Raw genomic sequence first — 24,535 nt, 5'->3', positions numbered from 1 at the left:
CCTGTCAAGTGTGGTTTGATGAAGGATTGCTTGCGGACGGCCATGGATCCAGCTGAGGAACGCCCCACCACCATCCATGCGGAGGAGACCCTGGCCCCGAGGGCGCCTTGGCGCTTCCTGCGCCGGGCCCTGTCCGGCGGCCTCTCCCCCTGGGGCTGGGGCCTCATGGCCGGCTGGATGCTGGTGCTCCTGGGCCCCGTGCTGGGCTGGGCCGGCCACCTGCGCCGGGCCGCGGGCTGGAGCGCCCTGCCCAGCCACTGGGGCGAGCGCATCAGCGCCCGGGACATCTGGGAGCTCTGGGAGAACGGCGGACTCCAGCACCGCCTGGCCAACTCCCCGACCGTGCATCTCTTCGGCCTGGGCCTCGTGATCGTCCTGTGGTGCGGCTGGCGCATGCAGGCGGAGCGGGTGGGCCTGAAGGCCCGCCTGGGCTCCTGGCTGCTGGGCGCGCTGGATACGCTCCTCATCGGACTCCTGCCCGTGGGCCTCGCAGCCTGGCTCGGAGACGTGATGCTCGCCTGGCTCGGCGGCCTCGGGATCGACGGCCTGGGCTGGATGGCCTTCTTCGGCCGCCCCCTGTTCTGGATGGCGGCCGTGGCGGCCCTGAACCTCCAGTGGTGGTTCTGCCGCCTGGGCCGCGCCGCCGGTCTGGCCCGGGGTTACCGGGCCCACCTGGCCGACTGCTTCCTGCGGCTTTGGACACACCCTGTCCAGTGGGGCCTCCTCTCCCTCGGCGGCGCGGCCCTGCGGTCGCTCCTGCCCTTCCTGGTGCTGGTCCTGGCCTGGCGCATGGGAGGCGGCACCACCTTCAGGGTGGAGCTCTTCCTTGGCCTGCAGCTGGCCGTCACCCTGCTCAACGGCTGGCTGATGGGCTGGCTCCTGCGCGCCACCGCCCTGTTCTGGGCTCATGATGCCGAGGTGCGGGATGCCCTCGCCGCTATGAAGGACCTGTCCCATGAAGCCGCAGCTGGCTAGCCTCCTTCTCGCGACCCTGGCCTTCCCCATCCCGGCGGCGCAGCCGCCGGGCGTGAGGGCCGAGGTCATCCCCGTCGTCGACACGATCCCGGACGATCCCGAGATCCAGAAGGTCATCGCGCCCCTGGCGGAGGAGATCAAGGCCAGCTTCGGCCAGCCGCTGGTGCAGGCGCCCCAGGGCGTGTTCCGGGGCCGGCGGGGCGAGGAGAACCCGCTGGGCTACTGGGTATCCGATGTCATGCGCCAGGCGGCCCAACCCCTGGTCGGCGTCCCGGTGCGTTTCGCCATCACCAACGCCGGCGGCCTGCGGGCCAACCTGCGGCCCGGCCAGGTCAAGGTGGGCGACATCTTCGAACTTATGCCCTTCGAGAACGAACTGGTGGTCATCGAACTCACGGGGGCCGAGGTCATCCAGGTGGTGAAGGAGGGCCTGCTCCGCCGGGGCGGCGAGCCCTGTTCGGGCGTGAGGGTGAAGGTCGAGGGCACGCCCCAGCAGGCCGTGCTCACCGTCACCTGGGAGGATGGCAGTCCCATCGATCCGGCGGCTGTGGTCAAGGTGGCCACCTCCGACTACCTGTACGGCGGCGGCGACTCCATCCCCACCCTGAAGAAGGGCCGCAGGCCCTTCACCACGGGCGTCACCCTCCGCCAGATGCTCCTGGACCAGTGCGGCGCCCTGGGCAAGGCGGGCAAGGACCTGCTGCCCCCGGCCCTGGGACGCTACACCGTGCCCGTGCCCATCCTGGAAGCCATCCGCGACAAGACGCTGAAGCTGTAGGGGAGATCATGGAACGCCGCACATTCCTCGCTTCCCTCGGTGCCGCCGCCGTCGCCTCCCGGGTGCCACTGAAGGCCGCGGAGGGGCCGGCCGCGGGCCGCATCACCCTGCTGCACACCAACGACACCCACTCCCGCATCGAGCCCTTCGGTCCCGGCAACGGCGCCATCAGCGGCAAGGGCGGCATGGCCCGGCGGGCCACGCTGGTCAAGCAGCTCCGCCAGCAGCTGGGTTCCGTGCTGCTCCTGGATGCCGGCGACACCTTCCAGGGCACGCCGTACTTCAACCGCTACAAGGGCCGGCTCGACTACCAGCTCATGCGGATGATCGGATACGACGCCACCACCCTGGGCAATCACGACTTCGACAATGGCGTGGAGATGCTGGTGGAGGCCATGGAGTCCATGGAGAAGCTCCAGCACCGGAACCCGCCCTTCGCCTTCCTGAACTGCAACTTCGACTGCAAGGGTGCGCCGGCTCTGGCCCAGCGCATCCGCCCCTGCATGGTCCGGGAGTTCCCGGGCGTGAAGGTGGGCATCACGGGGGTGGGCGTGGCCTTCGCGGGCCTGGTGGCCCCGAAGAACCACGCGGGCATCGTCTGGAAGGACCCCTATGAGAGCCTGAAGCCCGTGGTGAAGCGGCTCCGCGAGGTCGAGAAGGTGGACCTGGTGGTGGTCCTCTCCCACTTGGGCTACGACGTGAAGGACGCGGCCCACGACGACCTGCGCCTGCCCGGCCAGGTGGCGGGCATCGACGCCATCATCGGCGGCCACAGCCATACCTTCCTGGAGGCGCCGGTGAAGGTGAAGCAGGCCCAGGGCGAGACGCTCGTCTTCCAGGTGGGCTTCGGCGGCGTGAACCTGGGCCGCATGGACTTCACCCTGGCCCGCGGCGGGGTCAAGGCCGCCTCCGGAGCTGCCATTCCGGTGCTCGGATGAACCCGGTGGCGTGACGGAAGTCCCAAATCCCCGTCCCCACAGGGAAACGCGCTTGATGGGGGGCTTTCTCCGTGGGAGCCTGCCTTGAATGCCCTGTGCCGGAACCGCGGGGGTCCTGGCCCCCGGTGTCGCCGTAAACGCCCATAAGGAGAGCCCATGACCACGCAGAAGATCATCTGGACGGAGATCGACGAGGCGCCCGCGCTGGCGACCTATTCCCTGCTGCCGATCATCCAGGCCTTCACCAAGGGCACCGGCATCGAAGTCGAGACCTCCGACATCTCGCTGGCGGGCCGCATCCTCGCCAACTTCCCCGAGAACCTGACGCCCGCCCAGCGCGTCCCCGACAACCTGGCCCAGCTGGGCGCCCTGGCCCTGAAGCCCGAAGCCAACATCATCAAGCTCCCCAACATCAGCGCCTCCATCCCCCAGCTGAAGGCCGCCATCAAGGAGCTGCAGTCCCAGGGCTTCAACGTGCCGGACTACCCCGAGCAGCCCACGGAGGAAGTGGAGAAGGCCATCCAGGCCCGCTATGCCAAGGTGCTGGGAAGCGCCGTGAACCCCGTGCTCCGGGAGGGCAACTCCGACCGCCGGGCTCCGCTGTCCGTGAAGAACTACGCGAAGAAGCACCCGCACAAGATGGCCCCCTGGGCCGCCGATTCCAAGGCCCGCGTGGCCCACATGACCGCCGGCGACTTCTTCGGCAGCGAGACCTCCACCACCCTCGCCAAGGCCACGACGGCCCGCATCGAGTTCGTGGGCGCGGATGGCGCCGTGAAGGTGCTGAAGGAGAAGCTCCCCCTGCAGGCCGGTGAGGTGCTTGACGCTTCCGTCATGAACGTCAAGGCCCTGCGCGCCTTCTACGCCGAGCAGATCGACGCGGCCAAGCGGGAGGGGCTCCTCCTCTCCCTGCACCTCAAGGCCACCATGATGAAGATCTCGGATCCCGTCATGTTCGGCCACGCCGTGTCCGTCTTCTACCAGCCGGTCTTCGAGAAGCACAACGCCACCCTGCGTGAGCTGGGCGTGAACACCGCCAACGGGCTGGGTGACGTCTATGCCAAGATCCAGGCGCTGCCCGAGGCCCGCCGCGCGGAGATCGAGGCGGACATCCAGGCCGTCTACGCCACCCACCCGGCGCTGGCCATGGTGGACTCCGACAAGGGCATCACGAACCTGCACGTGCCCAACGATGTCATCGTGGATGCCTCCATGCCCGTGGTGGTGCGCGACGCCGGCAAGATGTGGGGCGCGGACGGCAAGCTCCACGACACCCTGGCCATGATCCCGGACCGCTGCTACGCCACGATGTACAAGACCATCATCGAGGACTGCCAGAAGCACGGCGCCTTCGATCCCGCCACCATCGGCAGCGTGCCCAACGTGGGCCTCATGGCCCAGAAGGCCGAGGAGTACGGCTCCCACGACAAGACCTTCTTCGCCCCGGCCGCCGGGACCATCCGCATTGTGGACGAGTCCGGCGCCGCCCTGCTCTCCCAGAAGGTGGAGGAGGGCGACATCTTCCGCGGCTGCCAGGCCAAGGACGCCCCCATCCAGGACTGGGTGAAGCTGGCCGTCACCCGCGCCCGCCTCACCGGCGCCCCCGCCATCTTCTGGCTGGACAAGAACCGCGCCCACGATGCGCAGATGATCGCCAAGGTGGAGAATTACCTCAAGAACCACGACACCAAGGGCCTGGACATCCGCATCCTGAGCCCCGACGAGGCCATGAAGGTCTCCTGCGAGCGCATCCGCAAGGGCCTCGACACCATCAGCGTCACCGGCAACGTCCTGCGCGACTACCTCACGGACCTCTTCCCCATCATCGAGCTGGGCACCAGCGCCAAGATGCTCTCCATCGTACCCCTGCTGGGCGGCGGCGGCCTCTTCGAGACCGGCGCGGGCGGCTCCGCCCCCAAGCACGTCCAGCAGTTCCAGAAGGAGGGCTACCTCCGCTGGGACAGCCTCGGCGAGTTCTCCGCCTTCGCCGCCTCCCTGGAGCACGTGGCCAACGCCTTCAAGAACGCCAAGGCCGCGGTGCTGGCAGAGACGCTGGACCAGGCCATCGCCAAGTTCCTGGACAACGACAAGTCCCCTGCCCGCAAGGTGGGCCAGATCGACAACCGCGGCAGCCACTTCTACCTGGCCCTCTACTGGGCCCAGGCTCTCGCCGCCCAGACGAAGGATGCCGAGCTCCAGGCCCGCTTCGCCAAGGTGGCCCAGCAGCTGGCCGCCAACGAAGCGAAGATCAACGAGGAACTGATCGCCGCCCAGGGGAAGCCCGTGGACATGGGCGGCTACTACCACGCCGATCACGCCAAGACCAGCGCCGCCATGCGCCCCAGCGCCACCCTGAACGCCATCATTGACGGCATGGCCTGATCAACAGGACCACCCCGATCCGCCGCGGGCGCTGGGACACCTCGAGTCCCAGCGCCCGCTGGGTTTTGGCCCGGAACGTGGAAATCCACCAAGAGATTGGTCGGTTCACAGTTGAAAAACGCCTGACCATCCAAGGAAACCAATAGTCGTCTGAGCTCTTCTGCCCCGATTCGACCAAAATTCAGGGAGAAAGAGGGTCCAGCCGTCAAGATGGACATGCGCTTTCGCGGACGATCGGAGTAAATTTGCCCGGCATGGATCGTCATAGGCAATTGCCGCACTTTGCATATATTTCCCATGAATATTTCCCGTCACTTCGTGCAACGCTAGCCATCACATTCAGGTCCGACATGAGGCGCGCCACGAGGCGTTCTTTGTTCATGTCCACCATTCCAACCCAAGGAGCCACCATGCCAACTCTCTCTCGCATCTTCGCGAGCGCCCTTCTGCTGGCCGCCCCGGCCGCCTTCGCGCAGTCCAGCGCCACCGCCAGCGCCAGCGTCAAGATCAACAAGGCGATCCTTCTGACGAAGGACACCGACATGAACTTCGGTGATGTCTACGCCAGCGACCTCGCCGCCGGGACGGTGGTGCTGAGCACCGCGGACACCGCCACCCCGACGGGCGTTCTCCTGGGCACCACCACGCCCACTTCGGCCGCCTTCACGGTGACCGGGGCCAACAACAAGACCTATGCCATCACGCTTCCTGGCAGCGTGACGCTCTCGGATGGTGCCAGCCACACCATGACGGTGGATGCCTTCACCTCCAACCCGAATGGGACGGGCACCCTCAGCAGCGCTGGCAGCCAGACCCTCAAGGTGGGCGCCACCCTCCATGTGGGGCAGAGCCAGGCGGAAGGCACCTATACCTCCACGGCGCCTTTCACCGTCACCGTCGGGTACAACTGATCCCCGGCTGATCCACCGGTCTGCCCAGGGCGTTCATGCGCCCTGGGTTTTCTTCATGTTCGAGGTCCCATGCGCTTCCTTGGCCCCTGGCTGCTGCCGGTTCTCCTGTGCTGTGCCTTCGCGGCGGCTCAGACTTCCCCGGCTCCGGCGCTTCCCCTCGCCGCGGGTCCCGGCGATCTGCTCGTGGCTCCCACCCGAGTGGTCTTCGAGGGCCGCAAGCGCAGCACGGAGGTGAACCTCTCCAACATCGGGCAGGTGCGCGCCACTTACCGGGTTTCGCTGGTGCGCATGGAGATGGATGAAAACGGCGCCTTCAAGGAGCTGCCCTTCGATCCAGGCACGGAGAACCTCAAGTCGCTGTTCCGCTTCTCCCCCCGGGAAGTGACCCTCGAACCTCAGGAGTCCCAGACCGTGCGCATCCAGGTGCGCAAGCCCGCGGAGCTGGCCGCCGGGGAGTACCGCCTGCACATGGTGTTCCGGGCCGTTCCGCCCACCCAGGAGGCCGCGCCCCGCGACACAGCGGCGCCCAAGGGGATCTCCATCAAGCTCACACCCATCTACGGCATCGCCATCCCCCTCATCATCCGGCACGGGGAGACCGCCGCCAAAGTTTCCATCGTGGATCCCACGCTCGATGGAGCGACGAACACGCTGCGGTTCCGGCTGGAGCGCAGCGGCAACCAGTCGGTCTATGGCGACCTCCAGGCCAGCCTCCTCCCCACCCACGTAGCTCCCGTCAAGCTGGCGGAGGCCAGCGGCCTGGCGGTCTACACGCCCAATGCCAGCCGCCGCGTGACCCTTCCCCTCGTGAGATCCCTGCCCTCCGGCAGCCGGATCCGGATCACCTTTGCGCTTCCTCCGCAGGATGGCGGCACCCTGCTGGCGGAATCGTCTCTCACCGTTCCCTGAATGCGCACCTCCGCCTGCCGGAAGGCAGTCTGCCTCCTCGCCTGCGCCCTGGCGGCAGGCCCGCTGGGCGCAGGCGGAGCCGCCCCGGCAGGGCCGGTGATGAGCCTGTCGGAGATGCGGGTGAACCGCCTCGAGGAGGAGGTCTTCCTCTTCGCCCTGAGGCTGGACCAGGCCACCCTCAGCGGAACCTTCCCCGGATTCCCGGTGCGAGACGGCTTCCTGGTCCCCTTCGGGGAGCTGTGCCGCCTGCTGGATCTGGGCATCCAGGCCGATCCCAACCGCGGCCGGGCGGAGGGTTTCTTCATCGAGGAGAAGCGCCGGTTCAGCCTGGACGTTCTCGCCGGCACCGTGACCATCGAAGGTACCAGCCAGGCTTTCGACCGCTCCCGGGTCGAGCTCCACGACGATGACATCTACGTGGACACGCGCCTCATCGCAACCTGGCTGCCCCTGGACTTCCAGGTTTCGCGCCGGAGCGCCACCCTCACCGTGTCCCCCCGCATTCCCCTGCCCCTCCAGGAACGCTGGCAGCGGGAGCGCATGATCGGCCGCCTCCGCTCCCCGGAAGGCCCCAGGACCTTCGCGCCCCTGCCTGATCCTTACGGCCTGGCGGAAGTGCCCATGGTGGACGAGACCCTCCGCCTCGTGGCCCAGAACGCCCCAGGAGTGGACCGGCGCGCCTTCGTCCAGAGCAGCACCCTGGCCACCGGGGACTTCCTGGGCCTGACCTCGAGCCTCTATGCGAACCTCGACAGCAGGGAGGGGCTGTCGGACGTCCAGATGACCATGGGGCGCCGGGATCCCCATGGGGCGTTGCTCGGCCCACTGAAGGCCACGGAGTTCGCCTTCGGCACCGTCCTTGACCCTGGTCTCGCCCTGCTCTCCATGCCCATGATGGGCACCGGCGCCCTGCTCACCAACTATCCCCTGCAGCGGGAGAACGCCTTCGACCGGCATTCCTTCCAGGGCCACCTGCCGCCGGGATGGCAGGTGGAGCTTTACCGGAACCAGGCTCTGCTGGCTTTCCAGGCCTCCCGCCCCGACGGCCGCTACGAGTTCCTGAACGTGCCTTTGTATTTCGGGTGGAACGATTTCCGCCTGGTATTCTACGGGCCCCAGGGCCAGCGCCGGGAAGAGGTGGCCCGCTTCGACGTGAGCGCGAACCAGACGCCTGATGGCAGCTTCCAGTACCGGGTGGCGGGCGTGGATCCCAACCAGGCCGGGAAGCGCGGCCAGATCGAGGGCCGCTACGGCCTCTCCAAGCAGCTCACCGCCGGGTTCGCCGTGTCCGGCCTGGACCTTGACGGCCGCCGGCGCACCTATACCCAGGTGGGCCTCCAGGGGTTCTGGCCCTCTCTCTCCGCCAACCTCACGGCCGCCAGGGATCAACTGGGAGGCCGCATCGCCGAGCTCGGCCTCCGCAGCCGCCTTGGCTCGACCAGCCTCACCGTCCGGCACGCCGAGTTGGAGGATGGCTTCGTGAGCGAGACCTTCCGGCCTACCTACGGACCCATCCGGAGCCGCAGCACGTTGGAAACCTCCACCCTGCTGCCCAGCCTGGTTCGCAGCCTGGTCACCTTCGATCTTGGCGGCTCCCGGGATGAACTCATGGCGGGAGGGAGCGTGGACCGCCTGTACAACCGCATCTCCACGGCCTTCCATGGGTACTTCATCTCCAACGAGATCATCCGGACCGAAGGAAGGGGGGCCGCCCAGGCCTTCCCCGCCACCACCACCGGCGACCTCCTGGCCAGCAAGTTCTTCCGGGTCTTCTCGCTGCGCGGCCAGGCCAGCTACCGGTTCGACGGGGCCCATCGCCTGAATTCGATCGCGGCCTTCGCGGAAACCCCCTGGTTCGCGCCTTTCAACCTCCAGGCAGGTCTCACGCGATCCCTGGCCTCCGGCGACACCCTGGTGCAGCTGGGCGCCCAGAAAATCCAGGGGGCCTATGCCCTCGGCGTGAACCTGGGCTACTCCACCCGCAGCCATCTCACCCTGGACTTCACCCTGCGCGTGGGCCTCGCCCGCGAACCCAGGAGCGGACGGATCCACACCCAGGCCCAGAGCATCGCCAGCCAGGGGGCCATCTCCGCCAGGGCCTTCCTCGATGCCAACGGGAACGGGGTGAAGGATCCCGGCGAGAAGCCCGTGCCCGGGGTCGGATTCATGGTGAACGGGGCCTCTCAGCCGAGGACGACCGGCGCGGACGGCGTGGCCTTCCTCACCAGCCTTTCCGGCGACGTGGATGCCAACCTTTCCGCCAACACGTCCACGCTGGAGGACCCCCTCATGCGATCCGCGATCCCCGGCGTGCGCATCACGCCCCGCCCCGGCCATGTCGTGGTGGTGGACGTCCCCCTGGTGCTGTTCGGCGAGATCACCGGCTCGGCCTACCTCAAGGGCGAGGGGACCTCCCGCGAGCTTCCGGGCCTGCTGCTGGAGCTGGTGGATGCCCAGGGCAAGGTCGTGAAGCGTGTCCGGACCGCCTTCGATGGCTTCTACACGCTGTCCGACCTCCCACCTGGAACCTTTCAGCTGCAGGCAGCCGAGGCAGACCTGCGCCGCCTCGGGCTGGCGCCGCTGCCACCCAGGGCCGTGTCCATCGCCGCGGATGGAACCGTGGTGGATGGGCTTGACCTGGTACTGACTCAGGATCCAGCCTCCCCGTCCAACCCGAGGGAGGATGGCAAGGATGGCAGGAAGGAGGAAGGGCCATGAACCACCTCACCCTTTCAAGGTTCCTCCTGCAGCTGCTCCTGCCGATCCTGGCCGTGACCTCCGTCCCTGCCTTCGCCCAGGCCTGGGTCCCGATCATCAACAAATACTCGGACATCAACCTGGGTTCCCTCGTGCCGGGCGCATCCGCCGGAACCCTGATCCTCACGTCCCCCTCCGGGACCCGGACCACCACCGGAGGCGCCAACCTGGGCGCTTCCGGGACCGTCAGCCTGGGCACCTTCACCGTCCTCGGCAAGTCGGGCGACGCATGGTCGATCTCGGCGGGCAGCGCAGTCCCCTTCACACTGACCGGGCCCAGGGGCGCGACCCTGACCGTGACCTCGGTGGATTGCCAGCCCGCCACCACAGGCATCTTCCCCGCCGGAGGGACGACAGGGTACTTCTACCTCGGCGCCACGCTCTCCGTGGGCACGAGCGTCAGCACTCCCCCCGGCACCTACACGGGTAGCTACGCCCTGACGGTGACCGACTCCTTCAAGGGCGCCAGCGCCACCGCGACCTTCGCCGTCCAGGTCCAGGTGGACCCGGTCATCACCCTCTCGGCCCTCACAGGGCTGCGCTTCGGCGAGGTATTCACCGGCGCTGCTCCTGGAACGGTGGTGCTGAGCCCTTCCGGCGCCGTCAGCACCACCGGTGGCGCAGGCCTCAGTTCCGTGTCCCCCACCGGCCCTGCCACCTTCAACGTGAGCGGTGCGGCCAATACCACCTACGCCATCAGCCTCCCCACGAGCATCACCCTGAATGCCACCAGCGGGACCCTCACCATCTCCGCCGTCACGAGTTCACCCAGCCTGACGGGCCTGTTGAATGCCATGGGGCAGCAGACGCTGAGCGTGGGGGGCACCTTGAATGTACCCGCCCACCAGCCCGAGGGGGACTATGCCGGGACCTTCAACGTGACAGTGGCCTACAACTGACCCATGGACTCTGCCGGCAGCGGCACACCCTGGGAGTCCCGGACCGCAAGGACGCCTCCCGCGTGCCGGATCTCGCGGGCCAGGAACCGTTGGCGGCCGCCCTCCTGGCGCTTGGCGGCGAGGATCTCCACCGCGGAGCCTGCCGGGATGGCCTCCGCGCCAGTCCAGTTGCCGGCGTCCACTCGCACGGTCCCGGCGGGAATCCGGAGCAGGATCATGCCCCCGTCCCATCCGGCGACCAGGCCCTGGAGGCTCACCTCCGTGGCCGGGTCGTAGTCAGCCGCGGCCCGCGGGCGGATCCGGACAGCGATGGAGGCGCTGGCGGTGCTCTGGGCCATGACCGCCACGCCCGAGCCGCCGGCCAGGGCCAGCAGGAGCCCCAGGCGGCAGATCGATCGGATGGTTCCAGGGCGGCCCATGGGGCGTTCCTCGCAATGGTCTGACCATCTTTTCGACCCCGCGGAAGGCCGTGATAACGGCCCCTTGAATAAATATTTTCAGACCGCCCCACGGGGGCGGTCTGATGGTTGCTTCTGAATCTAATTGTATTAAATAGAAATCTTAACCAATCAGAACAGCCCCACCACCCGCCCGGTCTCCGGGTCGATGTCCACGTCGTAGAAGCCGGGCCTGGTGGGCAGGCCGGGCATGGTGGCCATGTTGCCCAGCAGGGGGTAGAGGAACCCCGCCCCGGCGCTGACCCGGATGTCCCGCACGGGGATGCGGAAGCCCGTGGGCACGCCCTTGAGGGCCGGATCGTGGCTCAGACTCAGGTGGGTCTTGGCCATGCAGATGGGCAGCCGGTCGTAGCCCAGGCGCGTGTAGGCCTCGATCTTCGCCTCGGCTTCCGGCGTGTAGTCCACGCCGTCGGCGCCATAGACCTCCCGGGCGATGGTCTCGATCTTCTGCTTGATGGGTTCGTCCACCCCGTAGAGGAACCGGAAGTCCGAGGGCCGCTCGCAGACGCGCATGACGGCCCGGCCCAGGTCCAGGGCCCCCTCCCCGCCCAGGGCCCAGTTATGGCAGACCACGGCGTCCTCGGCGCCGCTCTCCAGTGAGGCCCGGCGGACCAGATCCAGCTCGGCCGGGCTGTCCGTGGCGAAGCCGTTGACGGCCACCACCACCGGCACGCCGAACTTCCGGGCGATGCGGATGTGGTGCAGCAGGTTGGGCAGGCCTGCCCGGAGCAGGTCCAGGTTCTCCTCCACATAGACCGGGTCCAGGGGCTTCCCGGCCACCACCTTGGGGCCGCCGCCATGCATCTTGAGGGCCCTCACCGTGGCCACCAGCACCACGGCGTCGGGCACCAGGCCCGAGACCCGGCACTTGATGTCGAAGAACTTCTCCATGCCCATGTCGGCGCCAAAGCCCGACTCCGTGATCACGTAGTCCGCCAGCTTGAGGGCCACCTGGTCCGCCAGGATCGAGCTGTTGCCGTGGGCGATGTTGGCGAAGGGACCCGCATGCACGAAGACCGGCGTACCCTCCAGCGTCTGCATGAGGTTCGGCTTCAGGGCGTCCTTCATGAGCACGGTCATGGCGCCGGCCACGCCCAGGTCCTCGGCGGTGACGGCATGGCCTTGGCGGTCGAGGCCCACCACCATGTCGCCCAGGCGCCGGCGCATGTCCTGGAGGCCCGTGGTCAGGGCCAGCACGGCCATGATCTCGCTGGCCACGGCGATGTCGAACCCCGTCTCCCGCGCGAAGCCCCGTTCCTCCTCGCCCCGGCCCACGGTCACGCCGCGCAGGAAGCGGTCGCTGGTGTCCAGGATGCGGCGCCAGGTGATGGCCGCGGGATCCAGGTCCAGGCGGCACACGCGGCGGCGCTCCTCCGGCGTGAAGTCATCGGGATTGCCCTTGGTGATGCCCAGCCTCGCGCAGCGCAGCTGGAGCGACCGCGGGAACTTCCTTCCGGATTTCCCCTTCGGGAAAATCCGCTCGAACAGCTGCTCGTCCGAGGCCCCGGCCTCGTGCAGGACGCGGGCGTCGATGGCCGCCGCACAGAGGTTGTGGGCCGCCGTGATGGCGTGGATGTCGCCGGTGAGGTGGAGGTTGAAGTCCTCCATGGGGATCACCTGGCTGTAGCCGCCGCCGGCCGCGCCGCCCTTGATGCCGAAAGTGGGTCCCTGGCTGGGCTGGCGGATGCAGGTCACCACCCGCTGCCCCAGGTGGGCGCCCAGGGCCTGGCTCAGCCCCACGGTGAGGGTGGTCTTGCCTTCCCCCAGGGGTGTGGGCGTGATGGCCGTGACGTCGATGTACTTGCCGTTGGGACGCGTTCGCAGGCGGTCCAGCACCTCCAGCCGCACCTTGGCCTTGGTGGGTCCGTAGTACTCGATCTCCTCTTCCAGCAGCCCCAGCTCCGCAGCCACCAGACTGATGGGCTTGAGGGCCGCCGCCTGGGCGATGTCCAGATCCGAGGGCACGGGGGTCCTGCGCTGCAGGGCCGTGGGCGTGAAGGGCCGCGTGACGGTGGTCATGCCGTCTCCTCGAAAAGATCCACTTCCACTATAAGTAAAAAACGACTGAACGGTCGTGATTGAGCCGGGTTTGTTGATTCCCGTCACAGCCGCTCCCATGCTGGATCCATGCGTCGTCTGACGGGGATCGCCACCCACCGCTTCCGCGAGAAGGCCTCGGTCTTCCTCACGGAGCTGCACCCGGCCCGGGACGCGGCCGAGCGGGGAGCCGTGCTGGCGGCGCTGCGCAAGCGGGACTTCGACGCCACCCACCACTGCAGCGCCTGGCGCGAGGGCGTTCCCGTGGATTCCTTCGGCGTCGACGATGACGGCGAGCCCTCGGGCACGGCGGGAAGGCCCATGCTGGCGGTGCTGGAAGGCGCCCAGGCGACGGACCTCATCGCCGTCTGCATCCGGTGGTACGGCGGCACCAAGCTCGGCACCGGCGGCCTGGTACGGGCCTACACCGAGGGGGTGCAGGGCGCCCTGGCCGAGGCGGACGCCCAGGGAATCTGGGAAGCGGTGCGCGACCTCCGCCGGGGCTCCATCCGCGTCGCCGCCGCCCAGGCCCACCTGCCCTTCGCACTGCTGGGCGCCTTTCAGGACGCCGCCGTGGTGGAGCAGGCCTTCGAAGGCGAGGCGGCCATCCTGCGCTTCGAGTGCCCCCCGGAGCTGGTGGCGGCCCTGGATCATGCCTGGCGGGAGCGCAGCCGGGGCGGGGCGATCGACTGGGATTGACCGCTCGCCGGTCCCCGCCCCCCGTTCACCGATCCCAGGCCGGTTTCCTGTGGGGAGGTCCGTAGCCTGGACATGCGGAAGGAGATGGCCATGGTCCATGCGGGATGGTTCCTCGACAGCCCCTGGTGGTGGCTGGCGCTGTGGCTGCCCACGCTGGCCTTCGCCCTGCCCTTCGGCTCCGGCAGAAAGGAACACCGCCCATGAACGCCCAGGAACGTCCCAGAGTCTTCTCCGCGAAGCTGATCCTCGGCCTGGCGGTCATCGCCGTCGGCCTCATCCTCCTGGTGGACAGCCTCCACTGGTTTGATGCCTGGCACCTGCTGGCCTGGTGGCCCGTGGCTCTGGCGGCCTTCGGCCTCGCCCGGATGGCGGAAGACGGTCCCCTCAGCCTGCGCGGCCACATCTGGCTGGCCTTCGCCGCGGCCGGGTTCATCTCCCAGTTCGGCCCCTGGGGCCTGCTGGAGCGCTGGTGGCCGGCCTTCCTGATCTGGGGCGGCGCCGTCGTCACCCTGCGGGCCATCTTCCCGCAGCCCAAGCGGCCGCGCCGGTGCCAACGGAATCCGCCGCCCCCATCGCCCGCCGTTTCCTGTGATCCTGAACCCGAGTCCACCCAGGTGAAGCCATGAACGCCCCCGACGAAGCCAAGGCCCCGAGCCCCTTCAGCCCCAAGCTGGTGGTGGGCGTGGCCATCATCGTGGCGGGCCTCGTGCTCACCCTGGACAACCTCGGCCTCATCGAGGCCCACACCATCTTCAAGCTCTGGCCCCTGGTGCTGGTGGCCGTGGGGTTCGCCAAGATCCGGCAGGACCGCGGCGGCGGCAGCATGGGCGGCTGGTTCCTGGTGCTGGGCGGGACCTTCCTCCTGCTCTTCACCTTCGCCCGGGGCCGCATGACGGAGGCGCTGGCCCCCATGCTGGTGGTGGCCGTGGGCATCCTCATCGTGGTGAAGGCCCTCAAGCAGAGCCGCGGGGTGCCCCCGGAGCTGGCCCGATCCGAGGACTTCCTCCAGGGCACGGCCATCTTCGGCGGCTTCAAGCGGCGGGTGTCCACCCAGGCCTTCAAGGGTGGCGAGCTGACGGCCATCTTCGGTGGCTACGAGGTGGATCTGCGCCAGGCGGCCCTGGAGAACGGGCAGGCCCGCATCGACGTCTTCGTGCTCTTCGGGGGCGGCGAGATCCGCGTGCCCGACGGCTGGGAGATCTCCAACCGCGCCACGGCCATCGCCGGGGCCCTCAATGACGGCACCCACCACGGCGTGGCCTCCTCCGACAGCCGCCCCCGGCTGGTGATCACCGGCCTCATCCTCTTCGGCGGCACGGAGGTCAAGAGCTGATGCATCCCCTACTGGCCAGCCGCGCCCGTCTGGGGGCCTACCTCCTGGGGTGGGTCCCCATCGCGCTGCTGCTCACGGGCATCGCCCGGAGCCAGGGCTGGAGCTGGGCCGAGGCGGGCACCCTCGCCCTGCCGCTCTGCCTCCTGGCGGCCTTCCTGTTCCTGTCCACCTGGTTCCTCTGCCGCGCCCTGCCCCTGGGCCGCCAGGTGGAAACCCTCGGCTCCCATGGCGCCGCCTGGGGGCTGGCGGCGGTGCTCATGGGCGGAATCTGGTCGGGCCTGGCCTGGCTCCTGGCCCGCCTCCTGGCCTGGATTCCCGGGCTGGAGGCCCTCCCCCAGCGGGTGGGCATCGCCCTGCCCGTGCTCACGGGCCTGGGCATCCTGCTCTACCTGGCCTCCGTGGCCCTCAGCTACCTCATGCTGGCCCAGGACCGCGCACTCGAAGCCGAGCGCAAGGGCGCCGAACTGCAGCTGCTGGCCCAGGAGTCGGAGCTGAAGGCCCTGCGTGCCCAGCTGAACCCCCACTTCCTCTTCAACAGCCTGAACTCGCTGTCGGCCCTCACCGCCGTGGACCCGGCCCGGGCCCGGGAGATGTGCGTCCTGCTGTCCGACTTCCTCCGGCGCAGCCTGGGTCTGGGGGAGCGCCGCCTGGTGCCTCTGCGGGAAGAGCTGGACCTGGCGCGGGCCTACCTGGCCATCGAGCAGATCCGCTTCGGCGCCCGGCTGCACCTGGACTGGCACATCGATCCCGCCGCCGAGCCCGCCCTCCTGCCCACGCTGCTGCTGCAGCCCCTCGTGGAAAACGCCATCAAGCACGGCATCGCCGCCCTGCCCGAGGGGGGCACCCTGCTGGTGGCGGCGGAGGTGGCGGAAGGCCTCGTCACCGTGCGGGTGGAGAACCCGGCGGACCTGGACGCCCCGCCGCCCCAGGGCCTCGGGCTCGGCCTGCGGCAGGTCCGCCAGCGCCTGCTGGGCCGCTTCGGCACCCGGTCCGGCTTCGAGGCTGCCGTACGGGACGGCATCCACCGCGTGATCCTCGTGTTCCCCCTGGAGACTGAACCATGAAGGCCCTGATCATCGACGACGAGGACCTGGCCCGCGCCGTGGTGCGCGAGCACCTGGCCGCCCACCCGGACGTGGAGGTGGCCGCCGAGTGCGCCAACGGCTTCGAGGCCCTGAAGGCCGTGGCGCAGCACCAGCCCGACCTCATCTTCCTGGACATCCAGATGCCCAAGCTGGACGGCTTCGAGGTGCTCGAGCTGCTGGAGGCCGAGGGGAAGCGGCCCGCCGTCGTCTTCGTCACGGCCTACGACCAGCACGCCCTGCGGGCCTTCGAGGCCCATGCGGTGGACTACCTGCTCAAGCCCTTCTCGAAGGAGCGCTTCGACGCCGCTCTGGCCAAGGCCCGGGCCATCCAGGCCGCCCAGCCCGCGCCGCCGTCCACGCCTGTCCCTGCCGCGGAGCTCGCCGCCTCCGCCCGCCAAGGCAGGCCCCTGGAGCGCATCGTGGTGAAGGACGGCCCCAAGGTGACCGTGGTGCATCTGGATCGCCTGGACTGGGTGCAGGCCCAGGACGACTACGTGCTGCTCCGCACCGAGGGGAAGAACCTCCTCAAGCAGCAGACCCTGGCCAGCCTGGAGGGGCAGCTCGATCCCGCCCGCTTCATCCGCATCCACCGCAGCTACATCCTGAACCTCGACCGCCTCGTGCGGGTCGAGCAGGACACCCGGGAGCACCGCGACGCCATCCTCCGCGACGGCGCGCGCCTGCCCGTCAGCCGGGCCGGCTACCAGCGGCTGCGCGAGCTCTGGGAAGGCGCCTGAGGATCCGGCTCAGATCCCGCCGTGCAGGCGGCAGGGATGGTGGTGGCAGTGCCCGCAGCGCCCTTCGCAGGGCGGCCCGGGCGCGAGATCCTCTTCGGGGTCGTGGAGCGCCTTGCCCGCGACCTTGGGCGAGGGAACCGGCACGATGACCTTCGCCACCCGGATCGTGCCCGCAGCCGCCTTCCCGGGCTTGGGGCCCGGGGATCTCTTGCGGGACGGGGCGGCGGGGGTCATGGCGGACTAGGCCTCGGGACGCTTGAAGCTCTTCGCGACCTTCTGCATGAGAAGGGGATCGCCCTCGATCTGGATCTTTCCGGTCATGAAGGCCTCCTGGGCATTCAGCGTTCCGGTACTCATGGCAATGAAGTCGTCGGCCTTGGCTTTCAGGAGCGTATCACAGGGTTTCAGCAGGCGGGGGAACACCATGCAGGCCCCATTCCGGATGAACAGTGTGTAGCCCAGGTCGTCAATCTGATAACCCACGGCAGCTTCAAGATCTCCGGCTTTTTCGGCGTTGAAACGCTCAGGCATGGATTCCAGGAGCGCCTCCGCCGGGTTTACGGCCGCCTCGAAGTGGGCGGTGTAGGACGCCACCTGGCTCACGTCCCCCTTCACCGTGATGGCGCCGCCCAGCAGGGCCGCCACCAGGTTCAGCTTGCCGACATTGAGGGCCGCGAAGTCCGCGTCGGAGATGGACAGCGCCGCGCCCTCCACTTCGCCGGGGCGCACGGAGAGCCCCTCGGGGCTGAAGTCCAGGCGGTAGGGAACCCCATCCACCTTCACCTCCATGGTGCCCGTGGCGCCGCCCTTGTAGCGCTTGCGCAGCGTGGCGAGCGCCTTGCCGCCGGGCGTGTCGGGGAAGGTGATCTCGGGTTCCTGGGACCAGGTCTTCCAGGCCTTGCGCAGGAGCCCCATGTCGCCCGCGTAGCGGATCTGGCCGCCCAGCAGGGCCGGGCCGGGATCCGACAGGCCACAGACCAAAGCGCGCACGGCGGCCTCGTCGCCGGCCACCTCGGCGCCCTCGCCCCAGCTCTCGCCGCCCACGGTCACCTTGAGCCCGGCCCCCGCCAGCGCGAGCCGCGCCGGCACCAGGTCCTTCAGCGCCTTCACCGGCCCGCTCTCCTTCTGCGGCTTCTTGAAGAACTTGGGGAACTTCTGGAGCAGGCCCAGGTCGCCGGTGCCCTTGAGCTTGCCGGTCATGAAGGCCTGCATGGGATCGAGCTTGCCCTCGTTCAGGGCGATCCAGTCCTCGGCGCCGATGACCACCACCGAGGTGGCATCGGGCTTGGCCTCCCGCTTCAGGGAGAACGCGCCGTTCTCGATGAGGCAGGTGTAGTCGCCACCGCCCTCGCCCGTCACCTGGTAGTAGACGGAGACCGTCATGCCCTGCGCCTTCTCGGGCAGGAAGAGTTCGGGCATGAGCGCAAAGATGCCATCCACCGTCAAAGCCATCTGATCACCTCGGAATGTGGGATCGAGCATGGCCGGGGGGCCTGATCCGGCGCAACGGTTACCAGAAGTCAGGTTTCAAGGAGCCGGGAGATGGGCCATCAGCCCCCGAAAAGGGTGGCTTTCACGGCGGCGGCCATGGGGTGTCCCGCCTGGGTGGCACGGTCCAGCCAGCGCCCAGCCGCGTCCTTGTCGGCAGGCACCGGAACTCCGTGGAAGAGGGCCACGCCCACGCGCAGCATGGCCTCCGGGCTGCCCTTCTCCGCGGCCCTGAGGAACCAGCCGAAGGCTTCCCGATCCGCGGCTTCGCCCATGCCGCTGAGCTTCTTCGCCACAGCCAGGAGGTCCTCGATGGACCCGGACGCAGCGGCCTTGCGAAGCCGCTCGAGCTCCGCCTGGAACGCGGGGGAGGCCAGCTCACCGGCCACGGCGGCTGCATAGGCCTCCACCCCATTCATCTGCGGTGCCTCGTGCGGCGGGGCCTGGCGTACGGCCAGGATTCCGCCGATTCGTATGTTGTTAACGAATCGATTCGTACTCTTGGTCCGCTACCTCACCATAGACGGAGCTATCAACTTGATCCCCTTCCGCTTGGACTTGATTTCAAGGGAAACCGGTTGAGTCGACGATACATCCCCGCTCCAGCGGAGAAGGTGGCGGGATCCGAAGATCTGGATCCCCTGCCCGAATTGGCGCTCAAGCTCTGAGCGGAGGGGAAAGCAGAATCCCCCCGTTTCAGCCGCGATGGTGCCGATGTTCCCGACGAGGTTCGGACCTGCGCCTGCAACGGAGTAGAGCATCACCCCGGAGCTGGCCGCCTTTTCTTTGACGCGCTGCTGCTGGATCGTCACATCCCGGACCGCCAGAGTGGCGGTCTCCGCAGGCCCTCCCATGTCCCCCTTGGTGCGGGTGAATGACCGATTCATGGCGGACCGGATGGAGGGATGGACGAGGTCGTCCATCTCGCACCGGGAGAACACGATCATGTGTTTGGGACCAGGGATCGATCCCATCTGGTCGAGAATGGACTCCAGGGTTGCCATTTCCCGCCCGGAGATCTGCACGAGACTCGACACCAGCATCGAGTCATTCAGGTTCAGGCGGTCCAGGGCCGTGCGGCCCTTCTGATCCATGGTTCCTCCCGCCCAGGACGCCCCGTTCTGGAATTTGGCCAGCAATGCGGCCAGTTTCTCCTGCCCCCCGGGCTCTCCCGGCAGTGCCTTCGCGGCCGGATCAAAGCCCTGCCCGCCCACCTGTCCCTTGGGGATCCCCGTCAGGGTTTCCGGGAGCATGCCTGGGACCTTCTCCATGGCCGAAGCCCAGGCGGCGCGATCTCCGGTCAGCCCTGGCATGAGGGACTCGAGGGAGTCCTTGCCTCTCGCCACGATAAACACCCGGTCTCCGTCCGGAACCTTGGTGAGGAAATCCGCCGCGGCCGTGAAGGCGACGGCCCGGGTGGTGGTGTCCCGGATCGGCTCGAACACCAGCACCCAGGATTGGGACATGTCCGCGGTCTGGGCGGGCGTCTTCAGTTCAGTGAGGGGGCGGACCTTGCCTCCGACCTTCACTTCCAGTTCGTCGGGCCGGAGGTCGCCCACCAGACCTCCCCGCTCGTCGAGCGCCAGCACCCAGGCCTGAGAGCGGGTCGAAACGGGCGGTGCGGCCATCAGGGCGGCTCCGAGGACCAATCCGATGCACCAACGCTTGAACATGCGAGGCTCCTGGTTTGTGGATGGAAGAATCCACATTAGACCACGGGGGAAGCCGGCTTCCAACCTCACCCCGTCCCTCCGCTCATTCAGCCTCGCCCAGCCGCGCTCCCCCGCACGGGATCGCCATGCAGGGCCTCCAAGAATCCTTTGGCCGGGATGCCGGCGCGGCCCACAATCGTCCCATGCGGATCGCGGCGGTGGATGTCGGTTCGAACTCCATCCACATGGTGGTGGTGGAGGCGGATCCCATGGGCGGCCAGCAGGTCCTTGCCCGTGAGAAGGCCATGGTGCGCCTGGCCCGGGGTGAGGCTACCTCCGGCGAGATCGGACCCGAGGCCTTCCAGGCCGGCCTGGAGGCTCTGGCCCAGATGGCGCGGATCATCCAGGGCTTCGAATGCGAGACGGTCATGGCTTGCGGCACGGCAGCCCTGCGCGACGCGAAGAACGCCCAGGCCTTCGTCATGGAGGCGGAGAAGCTGGGCATCCCCATCCAGGTGATCTCCGGCGAGGAGGAGGCCCGGCTCATCCACCAGGCGGTCTCCCACGCCATCCCCTTCCCCCAGGAACCTGTGACCCTCATTGACCTCGGTGGCGGCAGCACGGAGCTGACCTGGGTGGCGGGCGGCCGCGTGGCCGCCAGCATCTCCCTGCCATGGGGCCTCCAGCGGCTGGCGGACGCGGCCCAGACCGGGGACCCTCCGACGGCCCATGACCTCAAGCGGCTGCGGAAGATGATCCGCCGCATCCTCAAGAAGGCCCGCAAGGACCTGCCCACGGAGCTGCCCGAGCCCACGCTCCTCCTGGGCACCTCGGGCACGCTGGAGGACCTGGCCAGGGGCTCGGACGATGGCCGGGGCTTCACCTTGGAGCAGCTGCGGGCTTACGCCCTCAAGCTCTGGCGCACGGATGCCCATCAGCGGACGGAGCGCCTGGGCGTGGACCCCAAGCGCGCCGAGGCCCTCCATGTGGGCGCCATCTGGACGCTCTCTCTCATGGAGTGGCTGGGCGCCCCGCCCCTGCGCCACCTGCCCGTGGGCCTGCGCGAGGGCATGGTCTGGGAGGCCCTCAAGCACGGCGGCGCGGCCATCCCGCCCCTGGCCGCCCGGCGCCGGGCCTCCATCGAGAGCCTCGCCGCGCGGCTGGATCCGGATCCGGGCCACAGCCGCCACGTGGCCCGCCTGGCGGACCGGCTCTTCCTGGAGCTCCAGCCCCACTTCGAGCTGGGCGATCCCGAGCGCCAGTGGCTGGCCTTCGCCGCGCGGCTGCACGACATAGGCTTCTCCATTTCCGAGAAGAGCCACCACAAGCACGGCGAATACCTGGTGCGCAACGCCGCCCTGGCGGGCTTCTGGCCCGAAGAGGTGGATGTGATGGCCCAGGTGGTGCGCTTCCACCGGGGCAAGCCGCCCCACCACGCCAAGCACGAGGCCTTCCGCGCCCTGGCGCCCTGGCACCGCCAGGTGGTGCGCAAGCTGGCGGCGCTGGTGCGGGGGGCGGACGCCCTGGACCGCCGGCGGCGCCAGGCCGTCCGGGACCTCACCGTGGACATGGACGAGGAGTGCCTGCACGTGCGGCTGGTGGCCGCCGGGGACGTGGTGGCGGAGATGGAGGCCTTCCGCGAGAAGTCCGCCCTCCTGGCCACCCTGCTGGACCGCAGGATCGAAGTCACCGTAGGCTGAACTCCCCATGACCCTCGACGAGCTCATCAACGACTGGAACGGCCCGCAGGCCCAGGGCCGCATCCCGGTGCTCCTGGACGAGACCCTGCGGGATGGGCTCCAGAGTCCCTCGGTGCGCGATCCCGACATCGCCGCCAAGCGCGACCTCATCCACCGCCTGGCGCGCCTGGGTGTGGACGCGGTGGACCTGGGCATGCCCGGCGCGGGCCCCAAGGCCCTGGCGGCGGTCCGGGCCCTCATGGTGGAGATCCGGGACCACCGCCTGCCCATCCATCCCCAGGTGGCGGTGCGGACCATGGAGGCCGACCTGGCGCAGGTGGCCGAGATCCAGCAGCGCGTGGGCATCGCCCTGGAGGCCGGCGCCTTCCTGGGCTCCAGCCCCATCCGCATGGACGTGGAGGGCTGGGATCTCGCCTTCCTCGTGGACATGGCGCGCAAGGCCGCGGCCTTCTGCCGCCGCCACGAGGTGCCGCTGATGATGGTGACGGAGGACAGCACCCGGGCCAGGCCCGACGTGCTCCAGGCCATCTATGGCGCCGCCATGGACGAGGGCGCCCAGTCCATCTGCCTGTCCGACACCTGCGGCCATGCCACGCCTGACGGGGTGCGGCGCCTGGTGCGCTTCATCAAGGAGAAGGTCGTCAAGGACCGCTCCGTGCACATCGACTGGCACGGGCACAACGACCGGGGCCTGGGCGTGGCCAATGCCATCGCCGCCTTCGAGGCCGGCGCCGACCGGCTCCACGGCACCATCCTGGGCATCGGCGAGCGCTGCGGCAACGTGGCCCTGGATCAGCTCATGATCAACCTGCACCTGATGGGCTTCCCCAAGGGCGACCTCTCGGACCTTCCCGCCCTGGCGGAGCGCGTGGCCGAGCTGTGCGACGTGGAGATCCCCGCCAACTACCCCGTGCTGGGCCGGGACGCTTTCCGTACGGGCACCGGCGTCCACGCCGCCGCCATCGTGAAGGCCCTGCACAGGGGCGACGTGGAATTGGCAGACGCCGTCTACTCCGGCGTCCCCGCCGCCCTGGTGGGCCGGCGTCAGGAGATCGAGATCGGCCCCATGGCTGGCCACCACAACGTCGTGTACTGGCTCGAGATGAACGGCTACGACCCCAGCCCGGACCGGGTGGAGCGCATCCTCCAGGCCGCCAAGAACAGTCCGCGCATCCTCAGCGAGACGGAGATCCGGGCGGTGCTGTAGGGCCCCTCCTCCCGATGATGAGGCGGGCGCGCGGCTGGGTGGTCAGGTAGGCCCAGAGCCACTCGAAGAACACGAACACGCGGCTGCGGAAGTCCACGAGCAGCATGAGGTGGATGAAGAGCCAGGTGAGCCAGGCCGGGTAGCCCGTGAAGCTCAGACCGCCCACCCGGGCCACGGCCCTGCCCCGCCCCAGGGTCGCCATGCTGCCCCGGTCCCGGTAGCGGAAGGGCCGCCTCGGCTGCCCCGCCAGCGTGGCCAGGAGGTTCGCCGCGGCCCATGCCCCCTGCTGGATGGCCACAGGCGCCACGCCGGGCAGCGGGCCCTCGGCGCCGTGGGTGAAGGCGGCCAGGTCCCCCACGGCGAAGACCTCCGGATGCCCCGGGAGGCTGAGGTCCGGCTCCACCACCAGCCGCCCGAGGCGGTCCACCGGCACGCCGAGGCCCGCGCCCAGGGGCACCGCGGAGACTCCGGCCGCCCACAGCACGGTCCGCGTGGGGATGCGCTCCCCGCCCAGCTGGACCGAGCGATCCTCGATGCCCGTGATGGCCTGCCCCAGGCGCACTTCCACGCCGATGCGCTCCAGGCTCTCCACGGCCTTCTCCGACAGGCCGGGGCCGAGGTTCGCCAGGATGGCCGGGCCGGCCTCCACCAGGATGACGCGGGCCCGGTCCGTGCGGATGCGGCGGAACTCCCGCGGCAGGGTGAGCCGGGCCATCTCCTTCAGCGTGCCGGCCAGCTCCACGCCCGTAGGGCCGCCCCCGACGACGACGAAGGTGAGCCACTCGCGACGCAGCTCCGGATCCTCCTCCTGCTCCGCCCGTTCGAAGCTCAGCAGGAAGCGCCGGCGGATCTCCAGCGCGTCCTCCAGGGTCTTGAGACCCGGCGCCACCCCCCTCCACGCGTCATGCCCGAAGTAGGAGCTGCGGGAACCCGCCGCCAGGACCAGGAAGTCGTACCTCAGATTCCGGCCGTCTGCGAGCCTGGCTTGGCGGACCTCCAGATCCACGGAAGCCACCTCCCCCAGCACCACCTCGGCGTTGGCCTGCTCGCGGAGGACGTGGCGGATGGGGGCTGCGATATCTGCCGGCGAGAGGGTGGCCGAGGCCACCTGGTAGAGGAGGGGCTGGAACAGGTGGTGGTTCTGGCGGTCCACGAGAACAACGCGGACCGAAGCGCCCGCCAGGGCCCGGGCGGCCCGCAGCCCCCCGAACCCGCCGCCGACGATGAGGACCGTGGGCTGGCCGGGCGCTGGATCCGCCACCGCTGCTAGCTCCGCAGGTGGGTCACGAGGACGTAGGAAGACTCAATCCCCGTCAGGGCGTGGGGCTGGTCCTTGTCGAAGACCACCCGGTCACCCGGAAGCATGGAGATCCAGGTCTCGCCCTTGAGCACCTCGATGCGCCCGGTCAGGAGCTGGGCGGTGGCGACGTAGGGGGCCTTGTGGGGGGCGATCTTGACCCCTCCGGGCAGGGCCACGAGGACCACTTTGACGCCGTGCTCCACATCGATGAGCGGCAGGTTGGCCCGCTGGGATTCGGGCATGGGCAGGGCTTCCTGCAGGTTGGTGATGGTCATGGGTGTTCCTTTCTC

General features: G+C 69.0%; 24 protein-coding genes. 16 read left to right on the top strand and 8 right to left on the bottom strand.

Going from position 1 to position 24,535, the window contains the following annotated elements; translation table 11 throughout:
• Positions 1-42: 42 nt before the first annotated feature.
• From G398_RS0111865 to G398_RS19830, 8 genes are all read left to right on the top strand, one after another.
• The gene (locus G398_RS0111865; protein ID WP_157492401.1) at positions 43-975 is read left to right on the top strand and encodes a hypothetical protein; all 933 of its coding nucleotides are present in this window, start codon (positions 43-45) and stop codon (positions 973-975) included.
• Positions 956-1,753: a 5'-nucleotidase C-terminal domain-containing protein gene (locus G398_RS0111860; protein WP_026853746.1), complete on the top strand. Its 798-nt coding sequence runs from the start codon at positions 956-958 to the stop codon at positions 1,751-1,753. Before G398_RS0111865 ends, G398_RS0111860 begins: the two co-directional genes overlap by 20 nt.
• Before the next feature lie 8 nt (positions 1,754-1,761).
• Complete coding sequence (locus G398_RS0111855; protein WP_026853745.1) at positions 1,762-2,691, top strand: bifunctional metallophosphatase/5'-nucleotidase; 930 nt, start codon at positions 1,762-1,764, stop codon at positions 2,689-2,691.
• Between the two features lie 156 nt (positions 2,692-2,847).
• Positions 2,848-5,073 carry an NADP-dependent isocitrate dehydrogenase gene (locus G398_RS0111850; RefSeq protein WP_026853744.1) on the top strand — a complete coding sequence of 742 codons (2,226 nt, stop codon included), beginning with the start codon at positions 2,848-2,850 and terminating at the stop codon, positions 5,071-5,073.
• A 410-nt stretch (positions 5,074-5,483) separates the two neighbouring features.
• Positions 5,484-5,984 (top strand): DUF4402 domain-containing protein, encoded by a 501-nt coding sequence (locus G398_RS0111845; protein WP_026853743.1) that lies wholly within the window; start codon positions 5,484-5,486, stop codon positions 5,982-5,984.
• Between the two features lie 69 nt (positions 5,985-6,053).
• Positions 6,054-6,893 (top strand): fimbrial biogenesis chaperone, encoded by an 840-nt coding sequence (locus G398_RS18140; protein WP_052571886.1) that lies wholly within the window; start codon positions 6,054-6,056, stop codon positions 6,891-6,893.
• Positions 6,894-9,611 carry a carboxypeptidase-like regulatory domain-containing protein gene (locus tag G398_RS0111835; protein ID WP_026853742.1) on the top strand — a complete coding sequence of 906 codons (2,718 nt, stop codon included), beginning with the start codon at positions 6,894-6,896 and terminating at the stop codon, positions 9,609-9,611.
• A complete protein-coding gene (locus tag G398_RS19830; protein ID WP_052571885.1) occupies positions 9,608-10,549 on the top strand; it encodes a DUF4402 domain-containing protein in 942 nt (313 codons plus the stop codon). Before G398_RS0111835 ends, G398_RS19830 begins: the two co-directional genes overlap by 4 nt.
• On the opposite strand, the gene G398_RS0111825 is transcribed toward G398_RS19830, so the two are convergent.
• Together G398_RS0111825 and G398_RS0111820 are read right to left on the bottom strand one after the other, a co-directional pair.
• Complete coding sequence (locus G398_RS0111825; protein ID WP_026853741.1) at positions 10,540-10,968, bottom strand: hypothetical protein; 429 nt, start codon at positions 10,966-10,968, stop codon at positions 10,540-10,542. The genes G398_RS19830 and G398_RS0111825 overlap by 10 nt on opposite strands.
• A gap of 150 nt (positions 10,969-11,118) precedes the next feature.
• Positions 11,119-13,026 (bottom strand): formate--tetrahydrofolate ligase, encoded by a 1,908-nt coding sequence (locus G398_RS0111820; protein ID WP_084512562.1) that lies wholly within the window; start codon positions 13,024-13,026, stop codon positions 11,119-11,121.
• Positions 13,027-13,134: 108 nt separating this feature from the next.
• Here G398_RS0111820 and G398_RS19825 point away from each other — a divergent pair, with 108 nt between their 5' ends.
• The 6 genes from G398_RS19825 (at position 13,135) to G398_RS0111790 (ending at position 16,898) form a co-directional block, all read left to right on the top strand.
• Complete coding sequence (locus G398_RS19825; protein WP_052571884.1) at positions 13,135-13,743, top strand: IMPACT family protein; 609 nt, start codon at positions 13,135-13,137, stop codon at positions 13,741-13,743.
• Positions 13,744-13,815: 72 nt separating this feature from the next.
• Positions 13,816-13,947: a hypothetical protein gene (locus G398_RS22015; protein WP_281173086.1), complete on the top strand. Its 132-nt coding sequence runs from the start codon at positions 13,816-13,818 to the stop codon at positions 13,945-13,947.
• Positions 13,944-14,369: a LiaF transmembrane domain-containing protein gene (locus G398_RS0111805; RefSeq protein WP_026853739.1), complete on the top strand. Its 426-nt coding sequence runs from the start codon at positions 13,944-13,946 to the stop codon at positions 14,367-14,369. The genes G398_RS22015 and G398_RS0111805 overlap by 4 nt, the downstream gene beginning before the upstream one ends.
• Entirely contained in the window at positions 14,366-15,076 is a 711-nt protein-coding gene (locus G398_RS19820) for a LiaF transmembrane domain-containing protein (RefSeq protein ID WP_052571883.1), read from the top strand. The genes G398_RS0111805 and G398_RS19820 overlap by 4 nt, the downstream gene beginning before the upstream one ends.
• Positions 15,076-16,140: a sensor histidine kinase gene (locus tag G398_RS0111795; protein WP_052571882.1), complete on the top strand. Its 1,065-nt coding sequence runs from the start codon at positions 15,076-15,078 to the stop codon at positions 16,138-16,140. The genes G398_RS19820 and G398_RS0111795 overlap by 1 nt, the downstream gene beginning before the upstream one ends.
• Positions 16,137-16,898: a LytR/AlgR family response regulator transcription factor gene (locus G398_RS0111790; protein WP_026853737.1), complete on the top strand. Its 762-nt coding sequence runs from the start codon at positions 16,137-16,139 to the stop codon at positions 16,896-16,898. Before G398_RS0111795 ends, G398_RS0111790 begins: the two co-directional genes overlap by 4 nt.
• 9 nt (positions 16,899-16,907) lie before the next feature.
• Here G398_RS0111790 and G398_RS20870 read toward each other — a convergent pair whose 3' ends face one another.
• From G398_RS20870 to G398_RS0111770, 4 genes are all read right to left on the bottom strand, one after another.
• Complete coding sequence (locus G398_RS20870) at positions 16,908-17,132, bottom strand: hypothetical protein (RefSeq protein ID WP_157492400.1); 225 nt, start codon at positions 17,130-17,132, stop codon at positions 16,908-16,910.
• A 6-nt stretch (positions 17,133-17,138) separates the two neighbouring features.
• A complete protein-coding gene (locus G398_RS0111780; protein ID WP_169720663.1) occupies positions 17,139-18,317 on the bottom strand; it encodes an SCP2 sterol-binding domain-containing protein in 1,179 nt (392 codons plus the stop codon).
• Positions 18,318-18,448: 131 nt separating this feature from the next.
• A complete protein-coding gene (locus tag G398_RS19815) occupies positions 18,449-18,805 on the bottom strand; it encodes an SEL1-like repeat protein (RefSeq protein ID WP_026853735.1) in 357 nt (118 codons plus the stop codon).
• A 90-nt stretch (positions 18,806-18,895) separates the two neighbouring features.
• Positions 18,896-20,014 carry a hypothetical protein gene (locus G398_RS0111770; protein ID WP_169720662.1) on the bottom strand — a complete coding sequence of 373 codons (1,119 nt, stop codon included), beginning with the start codon at positions 20,012-20,014 and terminating at the stop codon, positions 18,896-18,898.
• A 227-nt stretch (positions 20,015-20,241) separates the two neighbouring features.
• On the opposite strand from G398_RS0111770, the gene G398_RS0111765 reads away from it, so the two are divergent.
• Both G398_RS0111765 and G398_RS0111760 read left to right on the top strand, forming a co-directional pair.
• A complete protein-coding gene (locus tag G398_RS0111765) occupies positions 20,242-21,738 on the top strand; it encodes a Ppx/GppA phosphatase family protein (protein WP_169720661.1) in 1,497 nt (498 codons plus the stop codon).
• A gap of 7 nt (positions 21,739-21,745) precedes the next feature.
• Positions 21,746-22,945 (top strand): LeuA family protein, encoded by a 1,200-nt coding sequence (locus G398_RS0111760; protein ID WP_026853732.1) that lies wholly within the window; start codon positions 21,746-21,748, stop codon positions 22,943-22,945.
• Here the strand turns inward: G398_RS0111760 and G398_RS0111755 are convergent.
• Both G398_RS0111755 and G398_RS0111750 read right to left on the bottom strand, forming a co-directional pair.
• Positions 22,914-24,206 (bottom strand): NAD(P)/FAD-dependent oxidoreductase, encoded by a 1,293-nt coding sequence (locus G398_RS0111755; RefSeq protein ID WP_026853731.1) that lies wholly within the window; start codon positions 24,204-24,206, stop codon positions 22,914-22,916. The genes G398_RS0111760 and G398_RS0111755 overlap by 32 nt on opposite strands.
• A gap of 5 nt (positions 24,207-24,211) precedes the next feature.
• Entirely contained in the window at positions 24,212-24,520 is a 309-nt protein-coding gene (locus G398_RS0111750) for a cupin domain-containing protein (protein ID WP_026853730.1), read from the bottom strand.
• Between the last annotated feature and the right edge of the window lie 15 nt (positions 24,521-24,535).

The organism is Geothrix fermentans DSM 14018, assembly GCF_000428885.1.
Classification (GTDB): Bacteria; Acidobacteriota; Holophagae; order Holophagales; family Holophagaceae; genus Geothrix; species Geothrix fermentans.
Note: the sequence above shows the minus strand (reverse complement) of the source record. Positions and strands in the feature narration are given on the sequence as shown.

What these genes read in the sequence shown, in the direction of transcription:
- G398_RS0111865 (WP_157492401.1), top strand. Translation starts at nt 43, where the DNA reads ATGGATCCAGCTGAGGAACGCCCCACCACCATCCATGCGGAGGAGACC.
- G398_RS0111860 (WP_026853746.1), top strand. Translation starts at nt 956, where the DNA reads ATGAAGCCGCAGCTGGCTAGCCTCCTTCTCGCGACCCTGGCCTTCCCC.
- G398_RS0111855 (WP_026853745.1), top strand. Translation starts at nt 1,762, where the DNA reads ATGGAACGCCGCACATTCCTCGCTTCCCTCGGTGCCGCCGCCGTCGCC.
- G398_RS0111850 (WP_026853744.1), top strand. Translation starts at nt 2,848, where the DNA reads ATGACCACGCAGAAGATCATCTGGACGGAGATCGACGAGGCGCCCGCG.
- G398_RS0111845 (WP_026853743.1), top strand. Translation starts at nt 5,484, where the DNA reads ATGCCAACTCTCTCTCGCATCTTCGCGAGCGCCCTTCTGCTGGCCGCC.
- G398_RS18140 (WP_052571886.1), top strand. Translation starts at nt 6,054, where the DNA reads ATGCGCTTCCTTGGCCCCTGGCTGCTGCCGGTTCTCCTGTGCTGTGCC.
- G398_RS0111835 (WP_026853742.1), top strand. Translation starts at nt 6,894, where the DNA reads ATGCGCACCTCCGCCTGCCGGAAGGCAGTCTGCCTCCTCGCCTGCGCC.
- G398_RS19830 (WP_052571885.1), top strand. Translation starts at nt 9,608, where the DNA reads ATGAACCACCTCACCCTTTCAAGGTTCCTCCTGCAGCTGCTCCTGCCG.
- G398_RS0111825 (WP_026853741.1), bottom strand. Translation starts at nt 10,968, where the DNA reads ATGGGCCGCCCTGGAACCATCCGATCGATCTGCCGCCTGGGGCTCCTG.
- G398_RS0111820 (WP_084512562.1), bottom strand. Translation starts at nt 13,026, where the DNA reads ATGACCACCGTCACGCGGCCCTTCACGCCCACGGCCCTGCAGCGCAGG.
- G398_RS19825 (WP_052571884.1), top strand. Translation starts at nt 13,135, where the DNA reads ATGCGTCGTCTGACGGGGATCGCCACCCACCGCTTCCGCGAGAAGGCC.
- G398_RS22015 (WP_281173086.1), top strand. Translation starts at nt 13,816, where the DNA reads ATGCGGAAGGAGATGGCCATGGTCCATGCGGGATGGTTCCTCGACAGC.
- G398_RS0111805 (WP_026853739.1), top strand. Translation starts at nt 13,944, where the DNA reads ATGAACGCCCAGGAACGTCCCAGAGTCTTCTCCGCGAAGCTGATCCTC.
- G398_RS19820 (WP_052571883.1), top strand. Translation starts at nt 14,366, where the DNA reads ATGAACGCCCCCGACGAAGCCAAGGCCCCGAGCCCCTTCAGCCCCAAG.
- G398_RS0111795 (WP_052571882.1), top strand. Translation starts at nt 15,076, where the DNA reads ATGCATCCCCTACTGGCCAGCCGCGCCCGTCTGGGGGCCTACCTCCTG.
- G398_RS0111790 (WP_026853737.1), top strand. Translation starts at nt 16,137, where the DNA reads ATGAAGGCCCTGATCATCGACGACGAGGACCTGGCCCGCGCCGTGGTG.
- G398_RS20870 (WP_157492400.1), bottom strand. Translation starts at nt 17,132, where the DNA reads ATGACCCCCGCCGCCCCGTCCCGCAAGAGATCCCCGGGCCCCAAGCCC.
- G398_RS0111780 (WP_169720663.1), bottom strand. Translation starts at nt 18,317, where the DNA reads ATGCCCGAACTCTTCCTGCCCGAGAAGGCGCAGGGCATGACGGTCTCC.
- G398_RS19815 (WP_026853735.1), bottom strand. Translation starts at nt 18,805, where the DNA reads ATGAATGGGGTGGAGGCCTATGCAGCCGCCGTGGCCGGTGAGCTGGCC.
- G398_RS0111770 (WP_169720662.1), bottom strand. Translation starts at nt 20,014, where the DNA reads ATGGCCGCACCGCCCGTTTCGACCCGCTCTCAGGCCTGGGTGCTGGCG.
- G398_RS0111765 (WP_169720661.1), top strand. Translation starts at nt 20,242, where the DNA reads ATGCGGATCGCGGCGGTGGATGTCGGTTCGAACTCCATCCACATGGTG.
- G398_RS0111760 (WP_026853732.1), top strand. Translation starts at nt 21,746, where the DNA reads ATGACCCTCGACGAGCTCATCAACGACTGGAACGGCCCGCAGGCCCAG.
- G398_RS0111750 (WP_026853730.1), bottom strand. Translation starts at nt 24,520, where the DNA reads ATGACCATCACCAACCTGCAGGAAGCCCTGCCCATGCCCGAATCCCAG.